Here is a 17,764-nt window from a genome sequence, read left to right as displayed (position 1 = left end):
GACGAGTATTCCAGCAGGCGATGACACCCATTCCTTCCGATCGCCTCGACGCCATCCTGGCCCGGCACGCCTTTGTGACGGCGCAGCTCGCCGACGGCTCGGCCGAGGCCGAGACGATCGTGCAGCTCTCCCGCGAACTGTCCGAACTCGACGGCGTCGTCGCGGCGATCCAGCATTACCGGGCGGCCGAGGCCAACCTCGCCGGCATCCGCGCGCTGATCGACGAGCCCGGCGGCGATCCCGAGATGCGCGCGCTCGCGGCCGAGGAGAAGCCCGAAGCCGAGGAGGCGCTGGAGACGGCCCACCGCGCGCTGCAGCTCATGCTGCTGCCCAAGGATGCGGCCGACGAGAAGAGCGCGATCCTCGAAATCCGCGCCGGCACCGGCGGCGACGAGGCCGCCCTGTTCGCGGGCGACCTGTTCCGGATGTACGCGAAATACGCCGAGTCGAAGGGCTGGCGCGTCGAGGTGATCTCGGAGAGCGAGGGCACCGTCGGCGGCTACCGCGAGGTGGTCGCCGAGGTGAAGGGCCGTTCCGTGTTCTCGCGGCTCAAGTTCGAGAGCGGGGCTCACCGCGTCCAGCGCGTGCCCGACACCGAGACGCAGGGACGCATCCACACCTCCGCCGCCACCGTCGCCGTGCTGCCGGAGGCGGAGGAGGTCGATGTGGTCGTCAACGAGGCCGATCTGAAGATCGACACCATGCGGGCGCAGGGCGCCGGCGGCCAGCACGTCAACAAGACGGAATCGGCGATCCGCATCACCCACATCCCGTCCGGCGTGGTGGTGTTCGTGCAGGAGGAGCGCTCGCAGCACAAGAACCGGGCGCGCGCCATGGCGCTGCTGCGGGCCAAGCTGTTCGACGCCGAGCGCACGGCCAAGGATTCGGCGCGGGCCGCCGATCGCAAGGCCCAGGTCGGCTCCGGCGACCGCTCCGAGCGCATCCGCACCTACAACTTCCCGCAAGGGCGCGTCACCGACCACCGCATCAACCTGACCCTCTACAAGCTGGAAGAGGTCATGGCCGGCCCGGCGCTCGACGAGGTGATCGACGCGCTGGTCACCGAGCATCAGGCCGAATTGCTGGCGGCCGAGGGGATGGCGTGATCCCTGATCGAGTGGGACGCTACGAAACCCTTTCCGCGCCGGACCGCGGGCTTGCCCGAGACCTGCGAGCGTGTGCTCAAGCCGGGCGGGCCCGATCGGGATGGGGGAGAAGGCGCGGACACGTCCCGCGCTGTCCGGCATGAGCTTCGATCACACCCTCTCCCGTGAAGCCGCCCTGCGCCATCTCGTCCGGGTCTTCGAAGAGGCCGGCCTGCCGGACGCGCGCACGGACGCCCGCTTCCTCGCCCTGCACGCCCTCGCGCTCACCCCTCTCGACCTGTCGCTCCGCGGGCGCGAGCCGATCGGCGCGGCCGGTGCGCGCGCTCTGAGTGACGCAGCGGCGCGGCGGTGCGCGGGCGAGCCGGTGGCGCGGATTATCGGCGCCTGGGAGTTCTGGGGGCTGCCCTTCGCCCTCGGACCGGAGACGCTGGTGCCGCGGTCCGACACCGAGAGCGTAGTGGAGGCCGCGCTGCGGCTGTTTCCCGAGAGGGATCGTCCGCTGCACCTGATCGATCTCGGCACCGGCACCGGCTGCATCCTCGTGGCGCTGCTGCACGAGCGCCCCAAAGCCTTCGGCATCGGTGTGGACCGGGCGGAGGGCGCGCTCGCGGTCGCCCGCCGGAACGCGGCGGATAATGGCGTTGGGGACCGGGCCGCCTTCCTGTGCGGCTCCTGGCTCGATGCCCTGACCGGGCCGTTCGACCTGATCGTTTCAAACCCGCCCTATATCGCTGCCTCCGTCGTCGCGACGCTCGCGCCGGAGGTGCGCCTGCACGATCCGCACGCCGCACTCGACGGCGGCGCCGACGGCCTCGACGCCTACCGGGCGATTCTTCGCGGGATCGCGCGTCGGCCCGGCCTGCTCGCCGCGGGCGGCGCCCTCGTCCTGGAGATCGGCTACGATCAGGGGGCGGCGCTCGTCGACCTCGCGCGGGCGATGGGATTCGAGGATGTGAATGTCGGCCGGGATCTCGCCGGCAATGACCGGGTCGTCACGCTTCGGCCATCCTTGGCGGGCAGGTGACGGAACGAAGAAGTGGATTGGCCGGTGCGGCAGGGTGCAAAACGCCCCGCAAAATGCCACGGACGCCGCAGAAATTCGGCATAAGCCGCCATTGCTCCGAAAAAATGCTTGTTGTCGAGGGCGTCAGTCACTAGCTTAGATATGCAGACCGCCAACGGCCCGTTGAGCGTCTCTCGCAAAACACCCGCTGCGCCGTTACGGCCAAGGGGTTCCCGAATTCCGGGAGTTTTGTGGGGCACTCTTCAAGACGGTATCGGCAGGATCGGTTTTGACCGTGTCCTCCGGCCTCGGACGGTCTTCCCACCATCGAGCGGACGCGCTCCGGCAGTCGCGGTCAGGCTCGGTGGGATCGAACCTGACAGTCGAGGGATGTCTCGCGGCGCGCCGAACGGAGCGCAGCCACCGGACGAGCGGCAAACATCGCGGGATGTGCGCGCTCGGGTGCCTCGCGCCCGGCCCGCTTCGCCCGCGAGCAGGGCTCCGGCGCTGTCAGTCACGCTGAGCGACAGGTTAACGAGGGTCAATCGAGGCCGATGAGACCAAACCAGAATCGACGGATGCGGGGTCGCAATCGGCCCAAGGGTCCGAATCCGCTGACGCGCTCCTACGAGTCGAACGGTCCCGACGTCAAAATCCGCGGCACCGCCCAGCATATCGCCGACAAGTACGCGCAGCTCGCTCGCGACGCGCTGGCGAGCGGCGATCCGGTCGCGGCTGAGAATTACTTCCAGCACGGCGAACACTATTTCCGCATCATCACCAGTGCCCAGGAGCCGGGCCGTCCCCAGGTCAGCCAGGGCTATGCCCGCAACGGCTTCGACGAGGACGAGGAGGGCGACGACGAGACCGTCCAGGGTCAGGGCCAGGGCCCCGAGGGCGGCCGCCAGGGCTTCGGCTACGGCGCAGACGAGTACGGCGACCCGACTCAGCAGCCGCAGCCGTTCGAGCGCCACGACTTCGACGGTCGGAACCAGGGCCGCGACCGCAACGAGCGCGGAGACCGGAACCAGCGTTTCCAGGGCCGCGACCGCAACGACCGGGGCCAGCGCTTCGAGGGCAACCGGCAGGATTATAACCGCGGCGAGCCGCGGCAGGACTTCCGCCAGGATCGGCAAGACCGACCCGAGCGTCAGGACCGGCCCGAGCGTCAGGACCGCCAGGACTATCCCCGTCAGGACGGTCATCGCCCGGATTACCGGCAGGACCGGCGGCAGGATTACCGGCAGGATTTCGGGCCGCAGACTCAGGAAGGCCGCGAGGGCCCGCGTGAGAACCGCCGCGACGCCGCGCGCTTCGAGAACGGTCGTCCCGAACCCTCCGAGGCGCTGCGTCAGGAGCCTCGCCAGGACTCGCGGCAGGAGCCGCGTCAAGAGGCGCGCCCGGTCGAGCCGCGTCAGGAGACCCGCGCCGAGGCTTCCCCACGTTCCGAGGGACCGGTGCGTCCCGACAGCCCGGCGCCGCGGCGCGGGCGTGGCCGCGCGAGCGAAGCCAGCCGCGCGGCGGCGGCCGAAGCAGCCGATCCGTCGGCACTGCCCGCCTTCCTGATGACGGCGACCCGCAATCCCGCTCCGCTTCCGGCCGATGCTCCGGCCCCGCGCTCCGCGCCGGAGCCGCGCGAAGCGGCCCCCAGCGCCGAGGTGCCCGCGGCCGACGACGCGCCGGCGCCCAAGCCCCGGCGGCGTCGAACCCGCTACAAGGGTGCCGAGGGTGAGGCCGCTCCCGACCAGACGGATACGCCGGACGCGGCCGAGTAAGAGTGCCTTACTAAGACGCCCGGTCACCGACCGTTCTCCCACGTGCGAGGACAGCGCGGCGGGCGATTTGTGAGAGATACCAAGACAGGATCAGCGGCCCGAGGGAAACTTCGGGCCGTTTTCGTTGCGCCCGGCCGTCACGCGGCGTCCCGAGCGACAGCCGCCGGCTTTCGTCAGACGACCGCCCGCTCCGGCCCTAGGAAAGGCCTGCTTCCAGGCTGTCGATGAGGCATAGGCCGATGTCAGGGGTGGACCGGCTCGCGCGAGCGGCGCGTGCCCGATCCGGCCGGCGATCGGAGGACATGATGCGGCAGACCTTCTTCCTGGCCACGGCGCTCATGATCGCGACGCCGACCGTCGCACTCGCCCTGGATCCGGGAATGATCGCACAGGGACAGGTGCTCTCCGGTATGGCGCGGGGCTACGCCGAACGCGGCTACGCCGAGCGCAGGGGTGTCCGGTCACGACGCACCGAGCCGAGTGAGGCGAGAACCCGGCAGACTTGCGCCAACGGGCGCGCGATGGCCCGCCGCGGAAACGCCGATCCACGGCTTCGATATCTGCTCGCGCTGTGCCGCAGGGGTCGCTGGTAGTCTGATCGGACGACGAGATGGATGCGAAGCCAACGTCGACGACCGGGGGAGGCAATGACGGCTCCCGACCCTCGGCCGACCCTCGGCCGCTCTTCGCGAGATCGAGCGGATCAGGCCGGGATCCTACCGCAGATAGTTCACGAGGCTCATCTCGGAGAGGATCGAGGTGACCTTGTAGCTCGCCTGCAGCTGCGTCTGCAGGCTCAGCAGCTTGGCCGCGACCTCCTCGGTCGAGACGGTGTCGACGCCGTCGAGAGAGGCCTCCAGGGTCGCCTTGGTGGTGTTCGCCACCGCCTTCGCATTGGCCATGCTGCTGGCCGCAAGGCCGAAATCGGTGCCGAGCTGCTCCAGGCTCTGCTGGTTCTCGCCCGCGGTGAGCAGGCTGGACGCCCGGTTGGACACCGCCTCGTAGCGCGCCGTATCGACGGCTCCGGTCCCGCTGGTGAAGCTCTCGGCGGCCATCGCGGCGATACCGGCCAGCGTCCGGCGGATCGCCTCCTCGTTGGCCTGGGCACCGATGGCCACCGTCCGGCTGGTGCCGGCCTGCACGGTCGCCGTCGCCCGCGGGTCGGCGGCGGTGTCGCCCTTGTACCAGATCAAGGTCTTGGCGCTCGCGGTCTCGGCGTAGCCGTTGCCGTCCGCCGCAACGCGCCGCGGGCTCAGGCCCGCCACCGGCGACCCTTCGAAGAAGTTGAGCGAGGCGCGGGCCGTCGAACTCGCCGAGAGGTCGGTGTTGGCGGCCGAGGTCAGGGCGTTCTGGAGCGCCCGCGACAGGTTCGCGGTGGTGTCGTCCGGGGTGGCGCCGAGGGCGAAGGTCGTCGTCGAGGTGGAAGCGGCCGTCTCGGCAGCGGTCAGGGTGATCGTCCGGGTCGTGCCGTCGTGCAGGCCGAGCTTGAGCGTGATGGCGTCGCCGGCCGCGATGCCGCTCCCGACCGTGAAAACGGTCGAGGCAGCCTGCCCGTTGGAGAAGGTGGCGGTCACGCCGGGCGGATTCGCGCTCTGCACACTGGCGATGTCGGCGCCGCCGAGCGCCCGCTTCAAGTTCGCGGCCGTCTCCGCCGCGGTGTTGCCGATGGCGAAGGCGCCGGCCGCGTTCCCGGCTTCCCCCGCGCGGGCCGTCAGGTCGAGGGTCTTCTGGCTGCCGTCTGCGAGCTGCACGACGACCCGCACCTGGGCGCCGTCGGCGGGCTGCTGCGCGAAGTTGAGGGCGACATCGGGCTTCGCCCCCGCGAAGAAGGTGGCGCCGAGCGAGGCGCTGTTCGAACTCGACGCGGCCATGAGGGTGAAGCCGAAATTCGCCCGCGCCTCCGGGTTGGCATCCTCCGACAGGCTGACCGTCCGGGTGCCGGTGCCCTGGATCAGGCGTCCGTTCCCGGATGGGCCGAGATCGGCCTTCTTCTGCTCGGCGATCAGCGCCTTGAGTCCGTCCAGGCCCTCCGCCGGAATGCCGTTCATGATGGCCTCTTGGGAGACGACCGGCTGCGTCTCGGTGGCCCGCCCCGAGAAGACGTAGACCCCACCCGCCTGCTGGTTCAGGGCATCGACGGCCGCCGCGAGGTTGTTGGCGGCGAGTTGCACGGTGGTGGCCGGCAGCTTCTCGTTGCGGGAGGTGACGTTGCCGCTGATACTGGAGCGGGTGTTGTCGGACAGCGACTTGAGTTGGGTCAGGCTGGCGCTCGTGAGCTTCACCCGGGTCTCGGCCGACGAGATCGCCGCGACGTAGCCGTCCTGGGCGCTGATCGCGGCGTGGGCGCTGAGGCTCGTCGTGCGTGCCACGCCGAGGCCGCCATAGGTCTCGGCGGTGCGCCCCGTCGAGAGCTGCTGAGCCAGCCCGTCGAGCTGGTTCTTCATGCCGACGAGGCTCGCCGACTGGCGGTCGAAGCGGTAGGTGCCGGCGGCGAAGGCGGAAATGGTCATCGGCGGCTCCGCAGCTAAATTCTGAGCAGGGTGTCGATCATGTCGCGCGCCGCGGTCAGCACGCGGGCATTGGCCGCGTAGGCCTGCTGAAGCGCGATCAGGTTCGACATCTCCTCGTCGATGTTGACGCCCGAGGCGGAGGCGAAGCGCCCCTGCGCCGTCGAGAGGGCGATGCTCTGGCCCTCGTCGAGATCCTGCGCCGCCGCGGCCGCGGCGCCCTGCACCGAGATGACGCCCTGGACGAAGTCGGCGACGCTGGAGCGCGTCGGCGCGTCGATGCCGCTGATGCCGCTCGACGAGGAGAACAGGCGCTGCGTGCTCGTCAGCGCGGTGTACATGGCCTGGGGCCGGGTCCCGTCGCCGACGCTCGATCCGGTGCCGGCCCCGGTAATCCCGACGAGGCTGCCGGCGCTGCCGACCACCGCCGGGTTCACGGCAATGCGCTGCGCGAAGCCGGTGAGCTGCGAGCCGCCGTCGAAGGAGCCGGTGTAGAGCGCGGCGGAGGCGCCGTCGACGAAGAGCGGAAGCTGCGTGGCGGCACCCTTGATGTCGCCCGCCGAGGTGACCTGGGTCACGCTGGCACTCGCCGCGACCAGGGAGGCGCCGCCGGTCGAGAGGATCCGCATCGCGCCGGCCGCGCCGCCCGGCGCGCTCGACACGCTGTAACCCCCGCCCAGGGCGGCCGCGATCGCGCTGCGGACCGAGGCGGGGTCGCGGCCCGAACCGGGCTGCGGGATCGTGAAGGGAATGATCGTAGCGTTCGCGTCCTCGGTGCCCCCGGCGGGAACGGCCGGCGGCGGCGCCTGGTAGGACGGCATCAGGATCAGGTTGCGCTGCGTCCCGCTCCCGTCCTGCACCGTCAGAGTGATGGCATTGCCGGCCGAGAGGCCGGTGAGATCGATGTCGAAGCCGCCCTGGGTGCCGTCGGTGGGAACGGTGCCGGTGGCGACCCGGTCGGACATCGCCCGCGACAGGCCCGCGGCGAGGTCGTCGAGCTGGCGCTGTGCCTGCGGCAGGGCGGTGTCGCGCAGCTCGATCGCCGCGGCGATCGAGCCGGAACGGATCGCTCCCGAGGCGAGCAGATCGATCTTGCCGCCGCCGGGCGTCGTCGCGACGATGGTGCCGACGCCGCTGCGCGAGGGATCGCTGTCGTAGAGGGCGTTGGCCGAGAGGGTGCCCCGGGCATCGAAGCTGAGTGTGGCGGCATTCGAGCGGTCGAGCAGGGTGACGCCCGAGCTCGTCAGCACGCTCACGCTGCCGTCGCTCTGGGTGACGGCGTTGATGTCGATCAGGCCCGACAGGCTGGTGAGCGCCTGGTCGCGCTGATCCTCCAGCTCGGGGCGGCTCGGATCGCCGGCCGAGGTCGCGACGATGCGGGTGTTGAGCTTGGCCAGTTGCGCGAGCAGGTCGCTCGCCTTGCTGGTGTCGATGCCGAGTTGCGTCTCCAGCCCCGAACGCAGGGCCTGGACGCCGTTGGCGGCGCTGCCGATGCGGCTGGCGATGTCGTTGGCCGCACTGAGCACCGTCGCCCGCGCCGCCGTCGAGGTCGGGTTGGCGGCGAGCGTCTGCAGCGAGAGCGTGAAGCGGTTGAACACGCCGTCGAGCGCGGAAGCGTCGCCGGGCCGCCCGTAGAGCGTATCGAGCTGCGTGCGGGTCTTGGACATCAGCGAGGTGTAGGCCGCGCCCGACGTCTCGGAGCGGAGCTGCTTGAGCGCCGCGGCGTCGAGGGCACGCCCGATCGTGCCGGTGGCGACGCCCGCATTGCCCAGGCCTGAGCTGACGGGCGAGAGCGTGCGCCGGACATAGCCCGCCGTGCCGACATTGGCGATATTCTGCGAGACGACCCCGATCTGGGCCTGCGTGACCCGCAGGCCGGCGGTCGCCGTGCTGAACGCATCGAGGGCCAAGGCGTCTCTCCTCGCTCAGGAGCCGGTCAGCGGATGACGTTCAGGAGATCGGAGATCATCGTCTGCGCCGTGGACATCACCCGGGTGTTGGCAGAGTAGGCCTGTTGGGTAACGATCATCTTTGAGAATTCCGCAGCAATGTCCGTATTCGACTGTTCGAGGTTGGCACCGACCACGGTCGAGTCCTTAAGGCCGCTGATCGCCTCGCCGGAGGCGACGGTCTGCTGGTAGTTGCCGAGCGAATCCGGCTTCAGCCCGTCGGGATTGACGAACTGCGCCACCTCGATCCGGGCCAGCCCGATCACCGAGCCGTTCGAGTACTTGCCGCTGATGATGCCGTTCTCGCCGACCTCGACGGAATTCAGCGAGCCCGAGGCGTAGCCGTTCTGCTTGAGGTCGTTGGTCGTCACCGAGCCGGAGGCGGCGGCGTACTGCGTCAGGCCACCAGTGAGATTGAGGCTGACGGTACCGACGTTGACGCCATCGACCGTCAGGTTGTTGATCGGAACCGTGTCCCCGGTCGGAGCCGTCATCTGACCGCTGCCGCTGAAGGTGAAGGCCTGGCCGATATTGGTCCAGCTTGTCTGGTTGCCGGTGACGCTGGCATTGTCAGCGGTGAACAGGTTCCAGGTGTCGCTCGTGCCGGTCGCCGTGTCGGCGGCGGCCACTTTTGCCCAACGGCTCTGCACGCTCACGGGCGCGCCGGAGGCGGTGTAGACGGTCAGCGCCGGGCCGGCGATGCTGTTGTCGATCAGGCTCTGCGCGTTGGCCTGGGAGACGGTGCCGCCGGTCCTGCCGTTGGTCGGCGTCACCCGCGCATCGGAGCCGTCGCTGAAGGTGGAGAGCATGCCGTTGGTCGAGGCGACGTTGGTGGTGGCGGGTGTCTTCGGCAGGTTGGCCGAGTAGGTGATCGTCGTCGTCGGCTTGGCCGGGATGATCGCGTTGGAGATCCGGATCGGCCCGGTGCCGTTGGTCTGGCCGGTGACCGGGTCGAGGCTCGCACCGACGAGATAGGCGCCCGCGCCGTTGACGAGGTAGCCGTCCTTGTCCGCGGCAAAATCGCCGCGGCGGGTATAGAGGTTGGCGGTGGAGAAGCTCTCGCCGCCGCCCGTGTCGGTGGTCTTCTTGCGCACCACGAAGAAGCCCTGACCGTCGAGCGCCATGTTGGTGGAGACGCCGGTCGAGACCTTGTTGCCCTGGATCGAGTTGGTGAGTTCCGAGAATGCGGCGACCGAACCCGCGGTCTGGTTCTTGGTGCTGCTGCTGTCGACGAGCATGTCGACGAAGCCCGTATCGATGCGCTTGTAGCCGGTCGTCTGCGAGTTCGCGATGTTGCCGGAGATGTTGCTCAGCGAGAAGGATTGCGCCTTCAGGCCCGAGACCGCGGTCTGAAGCGCGGAAAAGACGTCCATGGCTTTGGCTCGCTCCCTAAGGCCGCACGGGCGGTCGATGAGAGGCCGCAAGCGGTATGCCAGTTCTAAGTCATTGATCTTGTTGGCCGGGTGTCGCGCGATCTCGGCAGATTCGGACTACCTGGGGGGTCTGTGCGGCAGTTTCTGCCCAGTTCGGCCGTGTTTACGGCCCGTTATCGCGACGGCCGTTAGGATGGAGACCGAGCTTTCGCGTCGGACGGCATCCATGAAGAACAAGAGGACGAGCCTCGTCCACCTGATCTACTTCTCGCGCCTGACCATCTCGAACGAGCCGGCTCTGCGCGCGAAGCAGATCGGCGACATCACGCGGCAGGCTCAAAAGAAGAACGAGTTCGCGGTGATCACGAGCTTCCTGATCATCGACCAGAATTTCGCGATCCAAGTGGTCGAAGGCGAGCGCCAGTCGGTCAACGAGACCTTCCAGCGCATCGCCGCCGATTCGCGCCATCGCGACGTGCAGATCGTCGAGTGGCGCGAGATCGCCAAGCGCGAGTTCGTGAGCTCGTTCACGACGGTGAGCCGCACGCCCGCCAACGATCCGCACTTCGCCAAATCCGGCCTGCTGCCGATGCTGCAGCGGGGTACGCCGAAGGGCAGCGCCATTCATGGGCTGGCCATCACGCTGCAAGCCGAATCGATGGCCAAACAGGGCATCGACCACTTGTTCGTTTGAGCGGGCGGACGGCCTGAGCCCGCCCCCCAGAGTTCCTGTTGAGACACGCCCTCGGACGCCATGAGCGACACACTTCCCATCCTCATCGTCGACGACCAGCCCAAGCTGCTGCGGCTGATCATCGAATTGATGTCCCGCCTCGGATTCCCGGACGTGGAGGGCGTATCGGACGGCACCGAGGCCCTCAGCCGCATGCGGGAGCGCCGCTACGCCCTGGTCATCTCCGACCTCGCCATGGAGCCGATGGACGGGCTTCAGCTCCTGCGGGAGATCCGGGCCGACGACAGCCTGATGAACACGCCCTTCATCCTGACCGAGACCTCATTCGATTTTGAGGACATCAACCACGCCCACGTCGCGGGTGCCGACGCCTTCATCCTCAAGCCGTTCGACATCAACCTCCTGAAGACCAAGCTGAAACAGGTGCTCAACCGCAAGCCGCGCCGCCGCGAGGCGCCGCTGCCCGCCGAGTCGACGCTGAGCCAGGAATTTCCGCTGCTGGGCAAGTTCTGAGTGCCTCTCACAAAACTCCCGCCGCGCTATTCTCGCCGGAGCGGGAACGGTCGGGGACCGGGAGCTTTGTGAGGCACTCTGAACCGGCCACTCCGGGGACGGCCCGTCTCATGGTCGATCCGGGATGTCGCGCATCGCCGCCTCGAACAGGCGCACGCGCATGCCGGGAAGAGGGGCACGCGCGGGAGGCAGGATCGCTCCGAACCGTCGGCTGAGCCCGAGACAGGTCGATCTGTGGTTGGATTCCGTGAGGCCCTCTTAACCGGATCCGGGCATTGTCGTCGCGGACGGTGAGGAAGGTCGGGCTACTGATGCAGGCGCAGGCCGAAGGTTGCGGAGCCGCGGATCGCTCGTCGGTCCCGCGAAGGGGCGTCGGTGGAATGCGCGGCAACGTCCTGCGCGCCGGCCTGTGGCTGTGCCTGACCGTGACGGGATTGGCGGCCGCCGCGTTCGCGGCCTCGTTCTCCACTGAACCGGCCTCGCGTGCGCTGTTGATCGCCGGCGCCGGTACCGCGGCGCTCGCCCTGGTGCTCCTCGCCTTGCGTCAGCTCGTCAGCGGTCTCGGTGCGGCGATGGCCGGGCACGGGGCCGGCTTGAGGTCTGCAACCGACATCGCGGGTTTGGAGCGCCGCGAGGAGGAACTGAGCGACCGTATCGCCCGGCTGAACGCGGCGCTCGACACCTTGTCCCTGGGCTTCCTGCTCTACGATCGCGATCACCGGCTGCTCGTGATCAACCGCCGCTATCACGAGATCTACCGCCTGCCGCCCGGTGCGGTGACGCCGGGCATGCCGGCACAGGAGGTGCTGCGCCGGAGCGTCATGGCCGAAAGCCGGCCGGAACGGAGCGAGGCCGAGCAATTGGCCGAGATCGGCGCGCTGATGGGGGCCGACGCCGTGCCGACCCAGATCCAGCACCTCGCCGACGGGCGCATCGTCGCCATCGAAATCCAGCCGATCGACGGCGGCGGCTTCGTGGCGATCTTCGAGGAAGTGACCGAGCGCTGGAACGCCGAGGCCCGCATCGCCCACATGGCCCGGCACGATGCCGTGACCGAACTGCCCAACCGCGTGCTGCTGCGCGAGCGCATCGAGGGGGCGATCATCCAGGCCCGGCGCGATACCGGTTTCGCCGTTCTCTGCCTCGACCTCGACAACTTCAAGCAGGTCAACGACACGCTCGGCCATGCGGTCGGCGACGAGTTGCTGCGGGCGGTGGCCCATCGCCTCAGAGCCTGCCTGCGCGAGGTGGACATCGTGGCCCGGCTCGGCGGCGACGAGTTCGCGGTGATCCAGGCGGCAGTCGAGACGCCGGCGGATGCCGCCACCCTGGCCAAGCGCATTCTCGACGTGGTCAGCGCGCCCTACGCCCTCACCCATCATTCCGTGACCATCGGCGTCAGCATCGGGATCGCGCTCGCGCCGAGCGACGGCTTGGAGCCCGAGCGGCTGATGCAATGCGCCGACGTCGCCCTTTATCGCGCCAAGGGCGACGGGCGCGGCGTGTTCCGGTTCTTCGAGGCGGAGATGGACGCCCGCCTTCAGGCCCGCCGCTCCCTCGAACTCGACCTGCGCGCCGCCTTCGAGGCGGAGGTGTTCGACCTGCACTACCAGCCGATCTACGACCTTTCCCAGGAGCGCATCTGCGGCTTCGAGGCGCTGCTGCGCTGGACTCATCCGACGCGAGGCCGCGTCTCGCCCGCCGAATTCGTGCCGCTCGCCGAGGAGATCGGCCTCATCGTGCCTTTGGGCGAATGGGTCCTACGGCGCGCCTGCCGGGAGGCCGCGCGTTGGCCGGAGGGGCTCAAGGTCGCGGTCAACGTCTCGGCGGCGCAATTCACCTCGAGCGCGCTGATCGGTACCGTGAAGGAGGCGCTGGCCGAGAGCAAACTGCCCGCCCGCCGCCTCGAACTCGAGATTACCGAGAGCGTCCTGCTCGTGAACGGCAGCGCCACGGTGGCGATCCTGCACGGGCTGCGGGACCTCGGGGTCCGCATCGCCATGGACGATTTCGGCACCGGCTATTCCAGCTTGAGCTACCTGCGCAGCTTCCCCTTCGACAAGATGAAGGTCGATCAGTCCTTCACCCGCGACCTGACGGTGGAGCAGGGTTCGGGCTTCATCGTGCGGGCGGTGGTCAGCCTCGCCTCCAGCCTCGGCATGACGACGACCGCGGAAGGCGTCGAGACGCCGGAGCAACTCGCTTGGCTGCGCGAGGAGGGCTGTGACGAGGTGCAGGGCTACCTGTTCAGCCCGCCGGTTCCGGCCAGCGCCCTTCCGGCGCTTCTTGAGACCTGGAACGGCCCCAAGCGCTGCGCCGCCTAAGCGCCTCTCACAAAACGCCCGCGGCGTTGTCCTCGCCAGGGCGAGAACGGTCGGTGAGCGGGCGTTTCGTGAGGCGCTCTGAGACCGATCGCCATTTCGTCCCTTTGAGACGGACCAGTCGTCAGGCCGCTGCGGAAGCCGGCGGACGTTCCCGCGAGACCTTGGCCGCCGCCTCGCGCAGCGTGCCGATCCCGGCCTCCGCGCCCATGCCGGCGGTGGCCAGATGCCGGCGATAGGCCCGCGCTCCGGGTCGCCCGTTGAACAGGCCGAGCATGTGCCGGGTATAGGCATGAAGCCGCAGGCCGCGTTCGAGGCCTTCCGCGATGACCGGCTCGAACGCCTCGACCGCGGCGAAGGCGTCGGCCACGGGCGCCGGCTCGCCGAACAGCTCGGGATCGACGTCGAGCAGCAGCGCCGGCTCGGTGTAGGCCGCCCGACCGATCATCACGCCGTCGACCTCCGTCAGCCGCGCCTTGGCGGCGGCGATGTCGGCGATCCCGCCGTTGATCGCGATCGGCAGGGCGGGATGCGCCCGCTTCAACCGGGCGACGCGGCCGTAATCGAGGGGGGGTACATCCCGGTTCTCGCGCGGTGACAGGCCTTTCAGCCAGGCCTTGCGCGCATGGACGATGAGTCCGTCGGCGCCAGCCGCGACTACCGTGCCGGCCACGGCGTCGAGGGCCTGCTCGATATCCTGATCGTCGACGCCGAGGCGGCATTTCACCGTGACGGGTACGGAGACGGCCGCCTTCATGGCCGCGACGCAGGCGCCGACCAGGTCCGGCTCGCGCATCAGGCAGGCGCCGAAGCGTCCCTCCTGCACCCGGTCGGACGGGCAGCCGATATTGAGGTTGATCTCGGCGTAACCGAAATCGGCGGCGATCCGCGCCGCCGCCGCGAGATCCCCCGGATCGGAGCCGCCGAGCTGCACCGCAACCGGATGCTCGCCGGCATCGAAGCCGAGCAGCCGCTCCCGATCCCCGTGCAGCACGGCGCCGGTCGTCACCATCTCGGTGTAGAGCCGAGCCCGGCGCGACAGGGTGCGGTGGAACGCGCGGCATTGCCGGTCGGTCCAGTCCATCATCGGGGCGACGCTGAAGCGCCAGCCGCTGAGAGCGTTCGGGATGTCTGTCGGCGTCGACACGTGCGCCCTGTTCCGTTCGATTCTCGTCCGCCCTGAGCCGTCCGCGAGGACCGATGCAGGATCGATGCACGGGGCGGTTCGATCGGAAGCGCACCGCCCTATCCGGAGAGGCCGGTCATCGGCTTGCGCCTTCGCTCCACGAGCCGAAGGCCATCGTTGAGGGGGGCTGTCCGCGATGCGCGCCCGGATATCACGCCTGATCCAGAGCCGGAAGAGAAGCGAACGTCATGACAGGCCGAGCGCCTGCGCAGCGGCAGGCAGCCTGACGCCGACCGGCTAGGTTGCTGCCGGGGGCGGCTCGTCGTGAAGACGCAGGAAGGCCTCCGCAAAGGCCTCCGCGCCCTCCTTGGTCAGGCCAGTGACCACGAGACCTTGTGCGGTGACGGCCCAGAGGCCGTCGTCGTTCTGGAAGACGCTGAGTGCCGTCACGGCCCGCCTCCGGGTGTAATCTCAGGGGCAACGATCCCGCATCGCCACCTGTTCCGTACTGGAACGGCAAGGGCTACGCCCGTGCCGCCCACGCAACTTCAGCGCTGTCTCTCGACGGAGCCGGGGGCTCAATGCTTATGACGATGCCCGTGGCCATGCTCGTGATCATGGCTGTGATCGTGCCCGCAGCTGCCGTGGTCATGGCTATGACCGTGGTCATGGTCGGACCCATGCTTGTGCCCCTGGTCGTGTCCATGATCGTGATGCGCGTGGGCTTCGTGGTCGTGGTGATGGTGGCCATGGTCATGGTGGTCGTGACCGCACTGGCTGTGGTCGTGGGCTGCCTTTTCCGGCTTGAAGGGCCGGTTCACCGGGTTGGCCGTGCAGCCCGCGCCGCGGACCAGTTCGGCGGCCCTGGCCGGGACGTAGAGAACATCCGCACCGACCTCGGCGGGAACGTGCTCGCCCCCGAGTTGCCAGGCAAGGCGCAGTAGACGGACGGGATTGCCGGCGCGGACTTCGAGCAGCGCCTCCTCGGCGGCGCGCACGCCGACGAGGCGTCCGTCGTCGAGCTTCAACGCGTCGCCGTCCTCAAGGCCCGCGGCGCGTTCCAAGGTGAGATCGACCGATAGCCCACCCGCCGTGGTCAGATGGGCGTGCGCCTGTCCCCGCGCGGTGTGGTCGAGGGTCACCGTATCGACGACGAGATCGGGCCGGACGGCGGCCTTGCGGACGATCAGGCTGGCTTTAGGCATGGCGGTCCTCGGTCATGAACCCGGCGGCAACGGGCCGAAGCCGGGCGATTTTGCAACAGATGTGCCCTCAGATGGCAGGCGCAGGGCGAAAAGTCATGCGCCGATGCAACCTGCCCCAATCTTGGCCGTTTCATGTGCCGTCGATGGCGGCCGGTGACAAATCAAGGCCAAACGGTGCTCCGCGCCGGCAACAGGCCCGATCGCCGATGCACAAGGGAGTTCGGACCACCATGAAGAGACTCATTGCCGCTGCCCTCGCGGGCAGCCTCGCGCTCTCGCTCGGTGCCTGCAACACGCCTCAGGATCGTGCGCTGGGCGGTGCGGCCCTCGGTGCGGGTCTGGGCGCCGCGGTCGGCGGTCTCGCCACCGGCCGCGCGGGCGGTGCGCTCGCCGGTGCCGCGATCGGCGGCGCGGGTGGCGCCATCGCCGGTGCCGCCACGGCGCCGCGCTGCCCCTATGGGACCTTCCGTGACGAGTACGGCAACGTCTACTGCCGCTGATTGCGACACGTGCGTTGCGGGAAGGGCCGGGGCGGGGAGCCTCGGCCCTTTCTTTTTGCGGCCTGTCAACGCATCGGGCTTGCGCCGCGGTACGGTTTGCGGCGTTAAGCCGTGACGAACGCTCCCGCCGAATGACCTCGGATTCGTCCTTGCCCGTCTTGGATCTCTCACCTTCCCCTCGACCGTCCACGGGCGGCGCCCGATGAGCACCGGCCTGTGGGGTAAGATCGGCGGGGCGGGAATCGGCGTGCTGGTCGGCGGGCCGATCGGGGCGCTGGTGGGGAGCGTCGCCGGCCACTTCCTCGTCGATCGCGAGGGGGCGCCCTTCGGGCCGACGCCGCGGGACGTGGTGTTCACCACCGGACTCGTGGCGCTCGCGGCCAAGATGGCGAAATCCGACGGGGTGGTGACCGATTCCGAGGTTCAGGCGTTTGGGCGCGTCGTGCAGGTCGATCCCGAGGCGCGCGCGGGCGTCCAGCGCCTGTTCGACCTTGCCAAGGCGACGACGGACGGCTTCGAGGCCTATGCCGGGCAACTCGCCTCGGCCTTCGGCGAAGAACCGGCCCTGCTCGAGGACGTGCTCGACGGCCTGTTTCACATCGCCACCGCCGACGGGGCGATCCACGAGGGTGAGGAGCAGTACCTGCGCGCGGTGGCCGGCATCTTCGGCCTCGACGAGGCCGCCTTCCGCCGGATCGCCGCCCGGCATGTGCGGCTCTCCGACGATCCCTACCTCGTGCTCGGCCTCGAAAGCTCCGCCGACCCGGCCGCCCTCAAGGCGCAGTACCGGCGACTGGTAGCCGAGAACCATCCCGACCGGGCGCTGGCCCGCGGCCTGCCGCCGGAGGCGGTGGCGATCGCCACGCACCGGCTCGCCGCCATCAACGCCGCCTGGGATCGGATCGCGGCCGAGCGGGGATTGAAGTGAGCTTCGCCTCCGACAGCCCGCTCGTGCAGGCCGTCGTCGCCTCGCCCAACCGCGGCGTTCGGGTCGGCGACGCCCTCGACATGCTGATCCTGCACTACACCGGCATGCCCACTGCACAGGGAGCACTGGAGCGCCTGTGCGACCCGGCGGCGGAAGTCTCGGCCCATTACTTCGTTTTCGAGGACGGGCGCATCGTGCAGATGGTGTCCGAGGCCGACCGGGCCTGGCATGCCGGTGCCGGCGCCTGGGCGGGGGCGCGCGATATCAATTCCCGCTCCATCGGTATCGAGATCGCCCATCCCGGCCATGCCGGCGGTCTTCCGCCCTATCCGGAGGCGCAGATCGCGGCGGTGATCGAGCTCGCCCGCGACATCGTCGTCCGGCGCGCGATTCCGGGCCCCCGTATCCTCGCCCATTCCGACGTGGCGCCCGCCCGCAAGGAGGATCCGGGCGAAAACTTTCCCTGGGAGCGTCTGGCGCGCGAAGGCGTCGGGCACTGGGTAGCGCCCGCCCCCGTGCGCGACGGGCGCTTCCTCGCCATGGGTGAGACCGGCCAGCCCATTGAGGCCCTTCAGGCGATGCTCGCCCTCTACGGCTACGAGCAGCCGGTCACCGGGCACTTCGACGAGGCGACGCGCGCGGTCGTGACCGCCTTCCAGCGCCATTTCCGCCCGGCCCGCATCGATGGGATTGCGGATTCCTCCACAATCACGACCCTGCGTGACCTAATCGCCGCGCAGCCGGCCTGACCAAGACCTCACATC

The 17,764-nt window shown here is 69.3% G+C and carries 16 protein-coding genes; 10 read left to right on the top strand and 6 right to left on the bottom strand.

The features are described from left to right. Positions 1-20 precede the first annotated feature (20 nt). From prfA to MFF24_RS14470, 4 genes are all read left to right on the top strand, one after another. Positions 21-1,106 (top strand): peptide chain release factor 1, encoded by a 1,086-nt coding sequence (gene prfA, locus MFF24_RS14485; RefSeq protein WP_238225123.1) that lies wholly within the window; start codon positions 21-23, stop codon positions 1,104-1,106. Positions 1,107-1,245: 139 nt separating this feature from the next. After that, entirely contained in the window at positions 1,246-2,130 is an 885-nt protein-coding gene (gene prmC, locus MFF24_RS14480; RefSeq protein ID WP_238225122.1) for a peptide chain release factor N(5)-glutamine methyltransferase, read from the top strand. A gap of 557 nt (positions 2,131-2,687) precedes the next feature. Further along, positions 2,688-3,884, top strand: a complete 1,197-nt coding sequence (locus tag MFF24_RS14475) for a DUF4167 domain-containing protein (RefSeq protein ID WP_238225121.1) — start codon at positions 2,688-2,690, stop codon at positions 3,882-3,884. 305 nt (positions 3,885-4,189) lie between these two features. Beyond that, positions 4,190-4,477 carry a hypothetical protein gene (locus MFF24_RS14470; RefSeq protein ID WP_238225120.1) on the top strand — a complete coding sequence of 96 codons (288 nt, stop codon included), beginning with the start codon at positions 4,190-4,192 and terminating at the stop codon, positions 4,475-4,477. Between the two features lie 123 nt (positions 4,478-4,600). On the opposite strand, the gene MFF24_RS14465 is transcribed toward MFF24_RS14470, so the two are convergent. The 3 genes from MFF24_RS14465 to MFF24_RS14455 are packed head-to-tail and all read right to left on the bottom strand — an operon-like array spanning position 4,601 to position 9,713. After that, positions 4,601-6,394, bottom strand: a complete 1,794-nt coding sequence (locus MFF24_RS14465) for a hypothetical protein (protein ID WP_238225119.1) — start codon at positions 6,392-6,394, stop codon at positions 4,601-4,603. 14 nt (positions 6,395-6,408) lie between these two features. Next, entirely contained in the window at positions 6,409-8,301 is a 1,893-nt protein-coding gene (flgK, locus tag MFF24_RS14460; protein ID WP_238225118.1) for a flagellar hook-associated protein FlgK, read from the bottom strand. Positions 8,302-8,327: 26 nt separating this feature from the next. After that, entirely contained in the window at positions 8,328-9,713 is a 1,386-nt protein-coding gene (locus MFF24_RS14455) for a flagellar hook protein FlgE (RefSeq protein WP_238225117.1), read from the bottom strand. Between the two features lie 226 nt (positions 9,714-9,939). On the opposite strand from MFF24_RS14455, the gene MFF24_RS14450 reads away from it, so the two are divergent. The 3 genes from MFF24_RS14450 (at position 9,940) to MFF24_RS14440 (ending at position 13,244) form a co-directional block, all read left to right on the top strand. Next, a complete protein-coding gene (locus MFF24_RS14450) occupies positions 9,940-10,407 on the top strand; it encodes a BLUF domain-containing protein (protein ID WP_108938908.1) in 468 nt (155 codons plus the stop codon). A 60-nt stretch (positions 10,408-10,467) separates the two neighbouring features. After that, positions 10,468-10,920 (top strand): response regulator, encoded by a 453-nt coding sequence (locus MFF24_RS14445; RefSeq protein ID WP_108938907.1) that lies wholly within the window; start codon positions 10,468-10,470, stop codon positions 10,918-10,920. A 311-nt stretch (positions 10,921-11,231) separates the two neighbouring features. Beyond that, positions 11,232-13,244, top strand: a complete 2,013-nt coding sequence (locus MFF24_RS14440) for a putative bifunctional diguanylate cyclase/phosphodiesterase (RefSeq protein WP_425543184.1) — start codon at positions 11,232-11,234, stop codon at positions 13,242-13,244. A gap of 121 nt (positions 13,245-13,365) precedes the next feature. On the opposite strand, the gene dusA is transcribed toward MFF24_RS14440, so the two are convergent. The 3 genes from dusA to MFF24_RS14425 form a co-directional block, all read right to left on the bottom strand. After that, complete coding sequence (gene dusA, locus MFF24_RS14435) at positions 13,366-14,388, bottom strand: tRNA dihydrouridine(20/20a) synthase DusA (protein ID WP_283214506.1); 1,023 nt, start codon at positions 14,386-14,388, stop codon at positions 13,366-13,368. Positions 14,389-14,664: 276 nt separating this feature from the next. Further along, the gene (locus MFF24_RS14430) at positions 14,665-14,817 is read right to left on the bottom strand and encodes a hypothetical protein (RefSeq protein ID WP_238225114.1); all 153 of its coding nucleotides are present in this window, start codon (positions 14,815-14,817) and stop codon (positions 14,665-14,667) included. 128 nt (positions 14,818-14,945) lie between these two features. Continuing rightward, positions 14,946-15,572 carry an urease accessory protein UreE gene (locus MFF24_RS14425; RefSeq protein ID WP_238225112.1) on the bottom strand — a complete coding sequence of 209 codons (627 nt, stop codon included), beginning with the start codon at positions 15,570-15,572 and terminating at the stop codon, positions 14,946-14,948. Between the two features lie 230 nt (positions 15,573-15,802). Here MFF24_RS14425 and MFF24_RS14420 point away from each other — a divergent pair, with 230 nt between their 5' ends. The 3 genes from MFF24_RS14420 (at position 15,803) to MFF24_RS14410 (ending at position 17,749) form a co-directional block, all read left to right on the top strand. After that, positions 15,803-16,072 carry a YMGG-like glycine zipper-containing protein gene (locus MFF24_RS14420; protein ID WP_012252649.1) on the top strand — a complete coding sequence of 90 codons (270 nt, stop codon included), beginning with the start codon at positions 15,803-15,805 and terminating at the stop codon, positions 16,070-16,072. A gap of 202 nt (positions 16,073-16,274) precedes the next feature. Further along, entirely contained in the window at positions 16,275-17,000 is a 726-nt protein-coding gene (locus tag MFF24_RS14415) for a TerB family tellurite resistance protein (protein ID WP_238225111.1), read from the top strand. Continuing rightward, complete coding sequence (locus tag MFF24_RS14410) at positions 16,997-17,749, top strand: N-acetylmuramoyl-L-alanine amidase (protein ID WP_238225109.1); 753 nt, start codon at positions 16,997-16,999, stop codon at positions 17,747-17,749. The genes MFF24_RS14415 and MFF24_RS14410 overlap by 4 nt, the downstream gene beginning before the upstream one ends. Positions 17,750-17,764: the final 15 nt, after the last annotated feature.

Origin of the sequence: Methylorubrum aminovorans (assembly GCF_022179725.1) — a bacterium.
Lineage (GTDB): Bacteria > Pseudomonadota > Alphaproteobacteria > Rhizobiales > Beijerinckiaceae > Methylobacterium > Methylobacterium aminovorans.
The sequence above is the reverse complement of the archived record's forward strand: the minus strand, read 5'-3'. Positions and strand labels throughout refer to the sequence as shown.